The 13,525-nt window shown below is 71.0% G+C and carries 10 protein-coding genes; 5 read left to right on the top strand and 5 right to left on the bottom strand.

Annotated elements, in window-relative coordinates; translation table 11 throughout:
* Positions 1-91 precede the first annotated feature (91 nt).
* Positions 92-1,660, top strand: a complete 1,569-nt coding sequence (locus FDA94_RS41535) for a serine/threonine-protein kinase (protein ID WP_425460145.1) — start codon at positions 92-94, stop codon at positions 1,658-1,660.
* Positions 1,657-2,829, top strand: a complete 1,173-nt coding sequence (locus FDA94_RS14630; RefSeq protein ID WP_137247608.1) for an FG-GAP repeat protein — start codon at positions 1,657-1,659, stop codon at positions 2,827-2,829. The genes FDA94_RS41535 and FDA94_RS14630 overlap by 4 nt, the downstream gene beginning before the upstream one ends.
* Before the next feature lies 1 nt (position 2,830).
* On the opposite strand, the gene FDA94_RS14625 is transcribed toward FDA94_RS14630, so the two are convergent.
* The 4 genes from FDA94_RS14625 to FDA94_RS14610 are packed head-to-tail and all read right to left on the bottom strand — an operon-like array spanning position 2,831 to position 7,726.
* Positions 2,831-3,799, bottom strand: coding sequence for a resuscitation-promoting factor (locus FDA94_RS14625; RefSeq protein WP_137247607.1), 969 nt, complete (start codon positions 3,797-3,799; stop codon positions 2,831-2,833).
* A 55-nt stretch (positions 3,800-3,854) separates the two neighbouring features.
* A complete protein-coding gene (locus FDA94_RS14620) occupies positions 3,855-4,703 on the bottom strand; it encodes a TatD family hydrolase (protein ID WP_137247606.1) in 849 nt (282 codons plus the stop codon).
* Positions 4,703-6,484 carry a methionine--tRNA ligase gene (gene metG, locus FDA94_RS14615; protein ID WP_137247605.1) on the bottom strand — a complete coding sequence of 594 codons (1,782 nt, stop codon included), beginning with the start codon at positions 6,482-6,484 and terminating at the stop codon, positions 4,703-4,705. Before metG ends, FDA94_RS14620 begins: the two co-directional genes overlap by 1 nt.
* Before the next feature lie 24 nt (positions 6,485-6,508).
* Positions 6,509-7,726 carry a glycosyltransferase gene (locus FDA94_RS14610; protein ID WP_212735323.1) on the bottom strand — a complete coding sequence of 406 codons (1,218 nt, stop codon included), beginning with the start codon at positions 7,724-7,726 and terminating at the stop codon, positions 6,509-6,511.
* 113 nt (positions 7,727-7,839) lie between these two features.
* Here FDA94_RS14610 and FDA94_RS14605 point away from each other — a divergent pair, with 113 nt between their 5' ends.
* The gene (locus tag FDA94_RS14605; protein ID WP_212735322.1) at positions 7,840-9,333 is read left to right on the top strand and encodes a hypothetical protein; all 1,494 of its coding nucleotides are present in this window, start codon (positions 7,840-7,842) and stop codon (positions 9,331-9,333) included.
* On the opposite strand, the gene rsmI is transcribed toward FDA94_RS14605, so the two are convergent.
* Positions 9,330-10,157, bottom strand: a complete 828-nt coding sequence (gene rsmI / locus FDA94_RS14600) for a 16S rRNA (cytidine(1402)-2'-O)-methyltransferase (RefSeq protein ID WP_137247604.1) — start codon at positions 10,155-10,157, stop codon at positions 9,330-9,332. The two genes, FDA94_RS14605 and rsmI, sit on opposite strands and share 4 nt — an antisense overlap.
* 298 nt (positions 10,158-10,455) lie before the next feature.
* Here rsmI and FDA94_RS14595 point away from each other — a divergent pair, with 298 nt between their 5' ends.
* Together FDA94_RS14595 and FDA94_RS14590 are read left to right on the top strand one after the other, a co-directional pair.
* The gene (locus FDA94_RS14595; RefSeq protein WP_342778483.1) at positions 10,456-12,060 is read left to right on the top strand and encodes a dolichyl-phosphate-mannose--protein mannosyltransferase; all 1,605 of its coding nucleotides are present in this window, start codon (positions 10,456-10,458) and stop codon (positions 12,058-12,060) included.
* A gap of 100 nt (positions 12,061-12,160) precedes the next feature.
* Complete coding sequence (locus FDA94_RS14590) at positions 12,161-13,489, top strand: hypothetical protein (RefSeq protein WP_137247603.1); 1,329 nt, start codon at positions 12,161-12,163, stop codon at positions 13,487-13,489.
* Positions 13,490-13,525: the final 36 nt, after the last annotated feature.

The following is a 13,525-nucleotide window of genomic DNA, read 5'->3' as shown; positions in this document are numbered from 1 at the left end:
ATTTACCTGTTCGCGACCCCCGGGGGCAATCCATGCTGGCGATTGCCCCGAACTCCCCATAGATACGCACAGGCCGTAGGAGAGCCCTCAGATGGAACCGACCGGCGCAGAGCCGCTCCGCCCCGACGATCCCGCCACGATCGGGACCTACCGGCTTCTGGGCCGCCTGGGTGAGGGCGGCATGGGCACGGTCTACCTGGCTGTGGCCGACGACCGCCTGGTGGCGCTCAAGGTGGTCCGCTCCCAATTGGCCGACGACGCCTTCGCGGCCCGCTTCCACGGCGAGGTCGAGAACGCCCGCAAGGTGGCCTCGTTCTGCACCGCGCAGGTGCTGGACAACGGGAACACCCCCGACGGGCGGCCCTACATGGTGACCGAGTACATCGCCGGCACCCCGCTGAACCGGCAGATCGCCCAGGAGGGCCCGCTTGAGCCGGGACCGCTCCACGGCGTGGCGCTGGGCGTGGCGGCGGCCCTGGCGGCCATCCACGTGGCGGGCCTGGTGCACCGCGACCTGAAGCCGGCGAACGTGATCCTGTCGCTGTCGGGCCCCCGTGTGATCGACTTCGGCATCGCCCGCGCCCTCGACGCCTCCCACGACTTCACCCAGGCCGGGGAGCTCCTCGGCAGCCCCGGCTGGTGGGCGCCGGAGCAGGTGCGCGGCGAGCCGGTGAGCCCGTGGACCGACATCTTCGCCTGGGGCTGCCTGGTGGCGTACGCCGGCACCGGCCGCCACCCCTACGGCCAGGGCAACATGGTGACCCTGGCGGCCCGCGTCCTGAACAGCCGCCCCGACCTGGGCGCGCTCCCCGAGCCGCTGAACGAGCTGGTCCGCCTGGCGACCGACCCCGACCCGACGCGCCGCCCGACCGCCCAGGACCTGCTGATCGCCCTGGTCGGCGGCGCCCTGCCGCCGGTCTCGGCCCGCGAGCCGGAGGTCCGGCGGGCCGAGCCGCTGATCCCGGTGGAGGAACTGAACCGGACCCTCCAGCAGAGCCTCCCCGAACCGGCCGACCTGGCGGCGCCGGAGGAGGAGCCGGTCTCCGCGCCTCTCGTGGCCGACCGGGCGGCGGCCGATCGCACCGCCGCCCTGTCCCGCGCCGAGCCGGTCACCGTCGTCGCCGCGAACGAACCGGACACCACCGAGGGACCACCGGTCAAACCACCGCGATCCCGTTCCGACCGCTGGCTCATCGCGGCGGTCGTGATCTTCGTCGCGTTCGTCGTCAGCGTCGGGGTGCTGGTCGTGTCGGGTGACAACGAGCCGCGGACCGCAGTGCAGATCGCCGCGCAGCAGGCCGCCGACGGCGACGTCGGCAAGCGGATCACCGTCGGCGCGGGGTTCGGGGTGGACCTGGTCGTCACGCGGGATCCGCGCTGCGGGCTGCCGGACTTCGAAGGGGTCACGGCCTCGCAGGGGGCGTTCTGCGTGATCCCGTGGAGCATGGTCAACACCGGCGGCGCTCTGGTCGCGATCACCGCCACGCCGGTGCTGCTCGACGACTCGGGCGCGACCTACCGGGCCCATCGTCTCTCCACGCCGCTGCCGAGCGGGCTGCGGCCCGGCGGGCGCTCCGACGGCATGCTCGTGTTCGATCTCCCCGATGACCGCGTCCCCGCCCGGCTCCAGTTCGGCGGCGGCCTGGAGGTGGCTCTGTGACCCGGCTGCTCGCCGCGCTCCTGCTCGGCGCCGCCCTCCTTCCTTCCGGTACGGCCTCCGCCGCGCCGTGCGCCGATGCGGGCCACGCCGTCGGCGACCCCTTCGCCGAGACCGTCACCTTCGGGGGCCGGACCCTCAAGGCCCCGGGCGGCGAGCCCAGCACCGGCTTCGGCTGGGCCGTGGCCACCGCCGACGTCGACGGCGACCGCTGTCTCGACGTCGTCGTCGGCGCCCCCTACGCCGGAGCCGCCGACCAGGGCGCGGTCTACGTGTTCGGCGCGGGCGGCGTCCGGACCGTGACCGCGCAGGACCCCGAGAAGGACGCCCACTTCGGCTGGTCGCTGGCGACGGCCGACCGGCCGGGCGGGGCGGTGCTGGCGGTCGGCGAACCCCACGCCGACGACCCGGTGACCGACGCCGGGGCCGTGCACCTCTTAACCCCCGACGGGCGGGTGCGCGTCAACCAGGAGTCCGACGGCATGATCGGCAACGGCGAGGTCGGCGACATGTGGGGCTGGTCGCTGGCCTTCCACGGCGACCCGGCCCGGCCCGACCTGGCCGTCGGCGTGCCCTACGAGGACAACGACGGCACGGGCGTGCAGGTCGCCAGCGGCATCGTCGACGCCGGGACGGTGGTCGTCGTCCAGAACGTGCTGGCGGGGGCGCCGTACACGACCAAGAAGTGGGACCTCGGGCAGGCGACCAAGGACGTGCCGGAAGAAGCGGGCAACCGCTTCGGCTGGACGCTGGCGACCACCCGGATCGGCGGCACCGACTACCTGGCCGCGGGCGCCCCGCTCGCCGGGCCGAAGGACGCCGGCATGGTCCAGCTCTGGGCCGGCCTCTCCCCCGTCAGGGCGATCACCGTGCCCGGCACGACGGGGCTGGGCTGGGCCCTGGCGTTCACCGGCGACGGGAGGCTCGCCATGGGCCACCCTTATACGAAGGGGGCGACGGGGGGCGTACACACCGGCACCGTCGACGGAACCGTGGCCGCGCTGCCGGTCCCGCCCCAGCCGGGCCAGCGTTACGGCTGGTCGCTGGCGGCCGACGGGGCCTCGGGGCTGTTGATCGGCGCACCCGACCGCGACGGCGTCGGGGCGGTCTTCACCTCGGCGGCGGCCCCCGCGCCGGCGGGATCGGTCGACTACGGCCATGCCGTCCACTAGCTCAGAGGCGGTCGCCGCACTCCGGCCAGGCGCGCTTCCAGTCGCCCGCAAGGCGCTGGTAGAGCAGCTGCGCCCGGTAGGTCTGCTCGGCCTTCGGCCAGTCGACCGGCCGCTTCTCGCCGCCGACCGCCCGCCACATCCCCAGGCTGAACCGGTAGAGCCCGAACCGCCCGCCGGAGACCAGCTTGGGGTCGGGACCCGACTCGCAGCGCGCCAGGGCGTCCCAGTTCAGCGCGGCCACGTCGGGCGAGATCGGGATCGTGTGGGGCGGCAGGCCGGGGGTCACCCGGATCACGGTGTCTTCGGGCGGGAAGGTCGACAGGCCGGGCGACACCTTGTCGCCCTCGCCGAGTTCGACGCTCGACTCCTCCAGGACCTCTTCGACGGTCCGGCCGGTCGTCGTGGTCTCGATGCGCATGCTGCCGGCCACGATCGTCACCTTGCGCTGGGACCGCGCGTTCAGCTGGAACCCCTCGACCGGGATCTGCCGCAGCCGGGTCGTCGACAGCTGCAGCTTGTTGGGGTTCATCTTGAGCTCTTCGAGCGCGTCCTGGACGTTCAGCGCCGTGGTCAGATGGGTGCTGGAGGTCCCGTCGAGGTTCAGCGTCAGCGGGCGGGCGTGCCTGACCACGATCGTCATGTCGTCGCCGATCTCGGCCGACGGCGGGGGCGAGACCATGTCGCCCGTCTCGTAGGGCACCCCGGCGGCCTTCAGAGCGCCGCGCACGTCGGCCGCGAACGAGCGGTGGGTGGTCAGCTTGCCGTCGACGTCGAGGGTGATCTCGCGGGCCAGCCCGACCCCGGTGACCACGCCCACCGAGGCCCCCAGCGCGGCGGCGCACAGCACGGCCAGCCACGGACGGACCAGCGCCCTCAACCGGGACGGCGTTTCAGCGGGTTTCTCGACCGGGTGTTCCCAGCCCGACAATTGGCTGCCCGTGGCGGGGCTCTCCAACGTCGGGGAATACACGGATGCGTCCTTCCGGAAGCGCCATGGTCAACTCACACCGTACCGTGACATCCCATTACCAATCACCGAAAACGCGCGGACCGTTCACATTGATGATCTCCGCCAGCGCCTCCGGCGCCATGCCCTTCACCTCCGCCAGGCAGCGCAGGGTGAGCGGGATCAGGTAGGGCGCGTTGGGCTTGCCCCGGTGGGGGGTCGGCGGCAGATAGGGCGCGTCGGTCTCGACCAGGATCAGCTCCGCGGGCGCGACCTTCGCGGCCTCGCGCAGGTAGGCGGCGTTCTTGTAGGTGACCGGGCCCGAGAACGACAGGTGATAACCCGCCTCGACGCAGCGCTTGGCCATCTCGGCGTCGCCCGAGTAACTGTGGAAGACCACGACGTCGGGAGCACCTTGGGAGGAGAGCACCTCGAGGACCGCATCGTGGGCGTCGCGGTCGTGGATCACCAGCGCCTTGCCGGTGCGCTTGGCGATCTCGATGTGCGCCCGGAACGAGGCGTGCTGGTCGTCTTTGGACGCCCAGTCGCGGAAGAAGTCGAGGCCGGTCTCGCCGACCGCGCGGACGTGCGGCAGCCGGGCCAGCGCCTCGATCTGGTCGAGCACCTCGGGCGTCGCCGCGTGGGCCTCGTTGGGGTGGATCGCCACGCCGGCGTAGACGCCCTCGTGGTCGCGGGCGATCTCGGCGCCCCACTCGGAGGAGCGCAGGTCGTAGCCGATCGTGACCAGGCGGGTCACCCCGACCGACCTGGCCTCGTCGAGGATGCGGTCGACGCTCGCCCCGGCCGCCTGCGCGGCCAGGGCGACGGGGTCACCGGACGACGCCTTGCGCTCCCCGACCATGATGTCGAGGTGGCAGTGGCTGTCGAACACCTCGGCGCCGAGCGCCTCGGGGAGCGGAACGGACATCAGCTTTCCAGTCTGGCCAGTTCTTCGTCGACGATCTTCGAGTCGAGCTTGGCGAACAGCGGCTTCGGCGGGGCCAGCGGGGTGCCCGACTGGACGGGCCTGTGCTCCCACTTCGCCGCGCCGTCGTAGGAGCCGGTGATGACCGGGTAGGAGCGCCCGCCCGGCTCGTCGACCTCGCGGATCTCCGGCATGCCCGACCAGACGCCCTGGCCGCCCAGCATCTCGTGGATCTTGTTGGAGGAGTTCGGCAGGAACGGGGTGAGCAGCGTCTTGGCGTCGTCGACGACCTGGAGCGCCACGTGGAGGATGGTGCCCTGGCGGACCGCGTCGTCCTTGATCTTCCAGGGCTCCTGCTCGGCCAGGTAGCGGTTGGCGTCGCGGACCACGTCGAACGCCTCGGTCACCGCGTTCTTGAACCGCGAGCGGCCGAGCTCGGCCCCGACCGCCGGGAAGGCGGCCTTCGACCGCGCCAGCAGCGCCCGGTCGGCGTCGGTCAGGTCGACCGCGTCGGGGATCTTCCCGAAGTTCTTGGACGCCATCGAGATCGACCGGTTGACCAGGTTGCCCCAGGCCGCGACGAGCTCGCCGTTGTTGCGGTTGAGGAACTCCGACCAGGTGAAGTCGGTGTCCTGGTTCTCGGGGCCGGCCACCGCGATGTAGTAGCGCAGCGCGTCGGCGGAGTAGCGCTCCAGGAAGTCGCGGACGTAGATCACGACCGACCGCGAGGAGGAGAACTTGCGCCCCTCCATGGTCAGGAACTCGCTCGACACCACCTCGGAGGGCAGGTCGAGCCGCCCCAGCGACCCGGCCGCGCCGCCCCGGGCGCCCTCTCCGTTGTAGCCGAGCAGCATCGCCGGCCAGATCTCGGAGTGGAAGACGATGTTGTCTTTCCCCATGAAGTAGTAGCCGCGGGCGTCGGGGTTCTGCCACCAGGCCCGCCACGCGTCGGGGTCGCCCGACCGGCGGGCCCACTCGACCGAGGCGCTCAGGTAGCCGATGACCGCGTCGAACCAGACGTAGAGGCGCTTGTCGTTGCGGTCGCTCCATCCGTCGAGCGGGATCGGCACGCCCCAGTCGAGGTCACGGCTGATCGCGCGCGGCTGCAGGTCGCCCAGCAGGTTGAGCGAGAACTTCAGCACGTTGGGCCGCCACTCGCCCTGCTTGCCCTGCAGCCAGGTGCCGAGCGCGTCGGCGAAGGCGGGCAGGTCGAGCATGAAGTGCTCGGTCTCGATGAACTTCGGCGTCTCGCCGTTGATCTTCGACTTGGGGTTGATCAGGTCGATCGGGTCGAGCTGGTTGCCGCAGTTGTCGCACTGGTCGCCACGCGCGCCGTCGTAGCCGCAGATCGGGCAGGTGCCCTCGATGTAGCGGTCGGGCAGGGTGCGACCGGTGGACGGGGAGACCGCGCCCATCGTGGTCTTCGGGAAGATGTAGCCGTTCTTGTGCAGCCCGAGGAAGATCTCCTGGGCGACGGCGTAGTGGTTGAGCGTGGTCGTGCGGGTGAACAGGTCGTAGGAGAGGCCGAGGGCCGTCAGGTCTTCGGCGATGACCCGGTTGTAGCGGTCGGCGAGCTCCCGGGCGGAGACGCCTTCCTTGTCGGCCTGGACCTGGATCGGCGTGCCGTGCTCGTCGGTGCCCGAGACCATCAGCACCTTGTTGCCCGCCATCCGCTGGTAGCGGCTGAAGACGTCGGACGGCACGCCGAACCCTGAGACGTGCCCGATGTGGCGTGGCCCGTTGGCGTAGGGCCACGCGACGGCGGTCAAGATGTGCTGAGACATGCCTCCAAGCCTAGAGGCATCCGACTACAGCGTCGGCTGCTTATTCACAGCCTCGGCGGCCTCCTCGGCGGCGGAGGCGGCGATGTCGGCCGGGGTCTCGCGCGAGCGGCGGATGCCCAGGATCGAGATGAAGAGCGAGGCGAAGATCGTCTGGAAGCTCATGATGAAGGCGGTCGCCGACGGCACGACCAGACGCAGCGACTCGGCCGGGATCAGCTCGCCGAAGCCCTTGCCGCCCCAGTGGGCCAGCGAGGCCACCAGGCCGAGCAGACCGGCGAGGGCCAGCAGGCCGCCGATGATGAGGCCGCGTTCGAGGGTGACGATGTCGATCAGCTTCCTGATGCGCGGAGACTCGGGCAGGAAGCCCTCCTCGGCGGCGTACACCTTGGTGAACAGGGCGAACAGCACCGCTTGGAAGCCGATCACCACCATCGCCGAGGCGCCGACGAGGGTGTCGACGTCGAAGGCGAGCTGGCCGATGTAGACCGGGCCGAAGGTCAGCGCGGCGCCGACGACCAGACCGAAGATCATCAGGGCCAGGCCCGGGATGAAGAACAGCCAGCGCGGGCTGTAGAGGAGCAGGAAGCGCAGGTGCCGCCAGCCGTCGCGCCAGGAGCGCAGGTGCGGCGGGCGGGAGCGGCCGTCGGGCGCCAGGGTGGTCGGCACCTCGCGCACGTCGAGGCCCTGCAGGGTGGCCTTCACGACCATCTCGGAGGCGAACTCCATGCCCCCGGTCTGCAGGCCCAGCTTGAGGATCGAGTCACGGCGGAAGCCGCGCAGGCCGCAGTGGAAGTCCTGGATGGCGCTGGGGAAGAACAGGCGGCCCACGAACGACAGGACCGGGTTGCCCAGGTAGCGGTGCAGCGGGGGCATGGCGCCGGGGGCGATGCCGCCCTTGAAGCGGTTGCCCATGACGAGTTCGCCGCCCTTGCGCAGCTCCTCGACGAACGGCATCAGATTGGTGAAGTCGTAGGAGTCGTCGGCGTCGCCCATGATCACGTACTTGCCGCGCGCGGCGCGGATGCCGCCGATCAGGGCGTTGCCGTAGCCCTTCTGGTCGATGTGCACGACCCGCGCGCCGGCGTCACGGGCGAGCTGCTGCGAGCCGTCGGTGCTGCCGTTGTCGGCGATCACCACCTCGCCGTCGATCCCGTTCTCGCGCATGCAGGCCAGGGCCTTCGTTACGCACACCTCCACGGTCTCCGCCTCGTTGAGGCACGGCATGACCACTGTCAGTTCCACGTTCGTTACCCCTGCCGTTTACACCTGTGATCGCCGGTCAGTAATCAGACCATGATGCCGTCTGCCCCAAGGGGGGCGGGTCAAGTCCCGAAAACCCCTGGCATTCTGTAACCATGGTCGCGGTCGCGGAACCCGCCGTCACAGGCGCCCCCCAGGTCACCTGGAAGGAGCGTCTCGTCGTCACGCTGCGCAATCATCGCTGGTTCGCCGCCGCGCTCGCGGTCGGCGCGCTCCTGCGGCTCGTCACGATGCTCGGCTTCGGCCCGGCGATGTGGTTCAACGACTCCTACGACTACGTGTCGGTCGCGCTCCACCCGAGGCCCCACCCGATCAGACCGGATGGCTACGCCTTCTGGATGCTGCTGCTCCGACCCTTTCACAGCTTCACCTTGGTTGTCCTCACGCAACACCTGATGGGCCTGGCAACGGCCGGGTTGATCTATGCGCTGCTGGTCAAAAGGTTCGCCATGGCCGGGTGGGCCGCGACTCTGGCCACCGTGCCGGTGCTGTTCGACGCCTACCAGATCCAGCTCGAGCAGCTGATCATGAGCGACGCCATGTTCACCCTGCTGGTCACCGGGGTGATCGTGCTGGTGCTCTGGCACCGGTCGATGACCTGGAAGGTCGGCGCGGCGGTCGGCGGGCTGCTCGCGCTGACGGCGCTGACCCGCAGCATCGGCCTGCCGATCCTGGCCCTCGTGGTGGCGTTCATGCTGATCAAGCGGGTCGGCTGGAAGCCGATCGCGGCCATGCTGACCGCCTGCGTGATCCCGGTCATCGGCTACATGGGCTGGTTCAAGGCGGTCAACGGCCCTTTCGCGATGACCCAGAGCGACGGCGTGATCCTCTACATGCGCACCGCCCTGTTCGCCGACTGCGACAAGATGGGCCTCGACCCGCGCGAAGACCTCGACCTGGCCCTGCTGTGCATCAACACGCCGGTGGCCGAGCGTGAGAAGTCGGCGCAGGCCTACCTCTGGTGGGACAACGAGAACCAGCTCCACGTCTTCGGCGCGGGCCGGAAGTTCGACGCCGAGACCAACCGCATCGCGAGCGAGTTCGCCAAACGCGCGATCATGGCCCAGCCGCTCGACTACCTGGCCGCCATCGCCAAAGACTTCTTCCGCGCCTTCCAGTGGGGCCGCCCGGTCTTCCCCGACAACAAGACCTTCGGCCTCTACGAGTTCAGCAACAACACCACCACGAAGCTCCCCGCGTGGAGCTCCTACCGGGGCACGACCAACGGCGACGCCACGCGCTACGAGAACGGCGAGGCGGCCACCGTGAAGGTCGCCCCCTTCTCGACGTTCATGATGAGCTACCAGTCGGTGGTACGCCTGCCGGGCACGATCCTCGGCCTGCTGCTGCTGGCCGGGCTGGTGGGCGTGGTGCAGCGCTGGCGCACCCTGGGCGGCCCGGTGCTGCTGCCGTTCCTGGGGGCGGCCGGCCTGGTGCTGGCCCCGGCGGCCACCGCCGAGTTCGACTACCGCTACCTGCTCCCGGCCGTGCCGCTGGCCTGCCTCGCGGCGGCGATCGCGCTGCGGAACGCGCGGCTGCCGAGAAGGCGCGCCCGGGAACCCCTCGCAGACGAACCGGTGGCGGCCTAGGCCGAGTGCACCGCGTTGTAGAGGTCGCGCTTCGACACCCCGGCCTCCTTGGCCACGTCGGCGATGGCCTGCTTCCGGGTGACCCCGGTCGCCTCCAGCCGGGCGACCTCGCCGAGGAGGTCGTCCACCGAGACCTCCCGGGCGACCGCCCCGGCGACCACGATCGTGATCTCGCCCTTGGCCTCGGGGGCCCACGCGGCGAGTTCGGCGAGCGTGCCGCGCCGCACCTCTTCATAGGTCTTGGTCAGCTCGCGGCAGACGGCGGCCGACCGGTCGGCGCCGAACGCCTCGGCCATGGCCAGCAGTGAGGCCTCCAGCCGGTGGGGCGCCTCGAAGAACACCATGGTGCGTTCCTCGCCGGCCAGCTTCTCCAGCCGGCGTCCGCGATCACCGGCCTTGCGGGGCGGGAAGCCCTCGAAGCAGAACCGGTCGCTGGGCAGCCCCGAGACGGCCAGGGCGGTGGTGACGGCCGACGGGCCGGCGAGGGCGGTCACCCGCACCCCCGCCTCGACGGCGAGCCGGGTCAGCCGGTAGCCGGGGTCGGACACGCCCGGCATGCCGGCGTCGGTGATGACCAGCACCTTCTGGCCTTCGAGCAGGTGGCCGAGCAGCTCTCGGGCGCGGGCGGCCTCGTTCTGGTCGTAGTAGGACACGATCCGCCCGGTGATCTCGGCCTCCAGGTCGCCGGCCAGCCGGCGCAGCCGCCGGGTGTCCTCGGCGGCGATCACGTCGGCGCTCTCCAGAGCGGCGCGCAGTCGCGGCGAGGCGTCGCCCGGTTGCCCGATGGGGGCGCCGGCCAGCACGAGGGTCCCGTAGTCAGTCACCCCCTCAGTATGAAAGCTTCACGCTGGTGTGTGTCGGCCGCGCCTCCGGCGCGACGGTCCCCGCGCTCTCATCCGACGCCTTCCGTCCTCCGCTCTGGTCGCTTCGCTCCCGGCGCTCCGTCAGTCCAGGCGTCGGCGCGCTGCGGCGTTGTGGCGCGCGACGGTCCTGGTCCCTCCCTCCTCCGCACTGGTCGCCGCACTTTCGGTGGTTCGCCGGTTCAGATGTCGGCGTGCGGTGGGGTCAGGAATCAGGGTGTTCGTCGTGTTCGTGACGGCGTGTCGCCAGTAGTGTGTCGCCGTGGCCGTGACAGATTTCGCTGACAAGGCGCCCGAACAGCCTGAGCCGGAGGAGCGCGTGCTCTCCGTACGCGAGCGGCTGCTGCCGCCGATGCCGGCCGACGGGCTGTGGGCCTGGCTCGGCCCCGCGCTCATCGCCCTGTTCGGCGGCTTCCTGCGGTTCGACCGCCTCGAGGTGCCGAAGGCGGTGGTCTTCGACGAGACCTACTACGCCAAAGACGCCTGGTCGACGCTGAAATACGGCGTGGAGACCCAGTTCCTCGACGGCGACGCGGCCAACCAGGCGATGCTGCGCGGCGACGACAACATCTTCAAGGTCTGTCAGAACGTCGTCGACTGCGGCTCCTACGTCGTCCACCCGCCGCTCGGCAAGTGGATGATCGCCCTCGGCGAGTGGATGTTCGGGCTGAACCCGTTCGGCTGGCGGTTCGCCGCCGCGCTGGTCGGCACGATCTCGATCTTCCTGCTGGCCCGGCTGGCCCGCCGGATGACCCGCTCGACCGTGCTGGGCTGCCTGGCCGGGTTCCTGCTGGCGGTCGACGGCCTCCACTTCGTGCTGTCGCGCACCGCGCTGCTCGACATCTTCCTGATGTTCTGGCTGCTGGCCGGGTTCGCCTGCCTGGTCGTCGACCGCGACAAGTCCCGCGAACGGCTGGCCGACTGGTACGAGAACTCCCCCATCGGCGATCTGGGCCCCAAGCTGGGACTGCGCCCGTGGCGGCTGGCCGCCGGGCTGTGCCTGGGCGCCGCGCTGGCCACCAAGTGGACCGGCATCCTGTTCATCGCCGCGTTCGGCATCATGACCGTCCTGTGGGACCTGGGCGCCCGCCGCGCGGTCGGGCTGCGCCGTCCGGTGCTGGCGACGCTGAAGCTCGACGTGCCGCTCGCGTTCGCCTGGGTCGCGATCCTGTCTCTGGTCGTGTACGTCGTCTCGTTCGTCGGCTGGTTCGCGGGTGAACGCGGCTACGGCCGCAACTGGGCCGAGGCCACCTCGGGCGGCTGGCAGAACTTCGTGTTCAGCTCGATGCGCTCGTGGCTCGACTACCAGACCCAGATCCTGTCGTTCCACACCGGCCTGGAGACCACGCACCCCTACCAGTCGCAGCCGTGGCAGTGGCCGCTGCTCACCCGCCCGGTCGCGTTCTTCTACGAGTCGCCCTCGGGCTGCGGCGCCGACAGCTGCTCGTGGGCCGTGCTCGGCACCGGCACCCCGATCATCTGGTACGCCGGTCTCGCCGCCCTCATCGCCATGATCGCCTGGTACGTCGCCACCCGCGACTGGCGGGCCGGGGCGATCCTGCTGGGCTACGCGGCGGGCTGGCTGCCCTGGTTCTACTTCGCCTGGGCCGACAACCGCACGATGTTCCTCTTCTACGCCATCCCGATGGTGCCGTTCATGATCTTGGCCATCGTGCTGGCGGCGGGCCTGCTCATCGGCCCCGCCACCGCTCCGCTGCAGCGGCGACGCGCCGGCGCGATCGCGGTCGGCCTGTTCGCCCTGCTGTCGCTGCTGAACTTCTGGTGGCTCTATCCGGTGCTGTCGGCGGAGCTCCTTCCGTACCAAGACTGGTATGACCGGATGTTGTACAAGAAGGGCTGGATCTGACCTCTGGCGGGGCGGTCCGTATCGTGAGTCACTAGGGGGGTGGTCCCGAGTGTCTCTCGGTCGTCGTCAACGGTGGGTGCCATACGGCAGACTGCGGGTCATGCCCGCACCTGACGTGGCGGCCCTCCTCGCCGAGCTGGAGCGAGCCGAGCCGGATGTCGCCGACTCGGCTCGTGTCGCCGTGGAGTGGCTCACCGGCGGTGAGGCCCTTGAGACGATCAGCCAGCTCGACGTCTGCGAGTTCCTCTGGTACGCCCTTCCGATCAAGGTGACGGGCGACCGCCACGGGATCGCCCGCGCCCTCGGGCGCCTGTTCGAGCTGGGCGGCATGGAGAGATACGCCGCCCTCTGCGACTCGCCCACCACGACCCGGATCCTGCGCGTCTACGCCCGCGAGGGCGAGGAGGCCGGCACCGCCGCCTACCAGGACGCCGTGGAGGCGACCGGAGTCCTCCCTCCCGACGTACCGGAGCTCAGCTGGAGCTCCATCATGGGTCCGGAGGAACTCGGCGCCCACGTGGCCTGCGCGGCCGCCCTCGAACTGGCCCTGGTGTCGGGCGAGCTGCCGCAGCCCGGCGCGAAGGCGTTCCTGAAGGGCCGCCTCGACCTCACCCGGCGGTGGCTGAACAGCCCGCGCCCCGAACTCGGCGGCGACTGCTGGCTCCACCGCGTCCACGGCGAACGCCTCAACCGGTGGGTCCTCGGCCGGGGCCGGGCCCGCCGAGACCTCGCCCAGCCGTTCGAGGTGCGGCTGCACGCGCCCGTCCCGCCGCCCGAGGAGCCCCATCTGGCCTCGCTGTGGTGGCTGCTCGACTGGGCCGAGACCGGCGGGGTGCCGCTGACCCAGAAGTTCAACGTCGCCCGCGCCCTCGTGGTCGAGTCGGTCGAGCTGTTCGGCTGGGACACGCTGACGTCGGGCACCGTCCGGGGCGAGGCCGACGTGCCGACCCTGACGATGCTCCGCGAGATCATGATGAGCGAGCTGAAGGCGGTCCGGCGGACCGGCCGCAAACTCGTGCTGACCTCGGCGGGCCGGAAGCTGGCCGACAACCCCGACCTCCTGTGGACGGCCGTTACGGCGACCCTGCTGACCCCGGCCAAGGGCGAACACGACTTCGAGGTCTCCATCCGCGAGTCGGCGCTGATGCTGCTGGCCGACGGGGCCGCGTACAGCTATCCCGACCTGTGCGAACGCGTCGCCGAGGTGGTCAACGGCGAGGGCTGGCGCTCGGCGGCCGGCGCGCAGGTGAGCGCCCGCGACCTGGGCGGCCCGATGGGCGAGTTCCAGCGCCGCCTCGACGCGCTCGACCTGCGCGTGTCGTGCGACTGGCGGTCGACCTGGCAGCTCACCCCGGTGGGCCAGGCGGCGGCGCTGTCGGCGCTGCGCACCCAGGCCCTGCGGCCCCGGCAGTATGCGGGGCTCGGTTGAGATAACCGCCTGATCCCGCGCAGCGGATGCGGGGGG

The organism is Herbidospora galbida (genome assembly GCF_005233835.1).
GTDB classification, from domain to species: Bacteria; Actinomycetota; Actinomycetes; order Streptosporangiales; family Streptosporangiaceae; genus Herbidospora; species Herbidospora galbida.
Note: the sequence above shows the minus strand (reverse complement) of the source record. Positions and strands in the feature narration are given on the sequence as shown.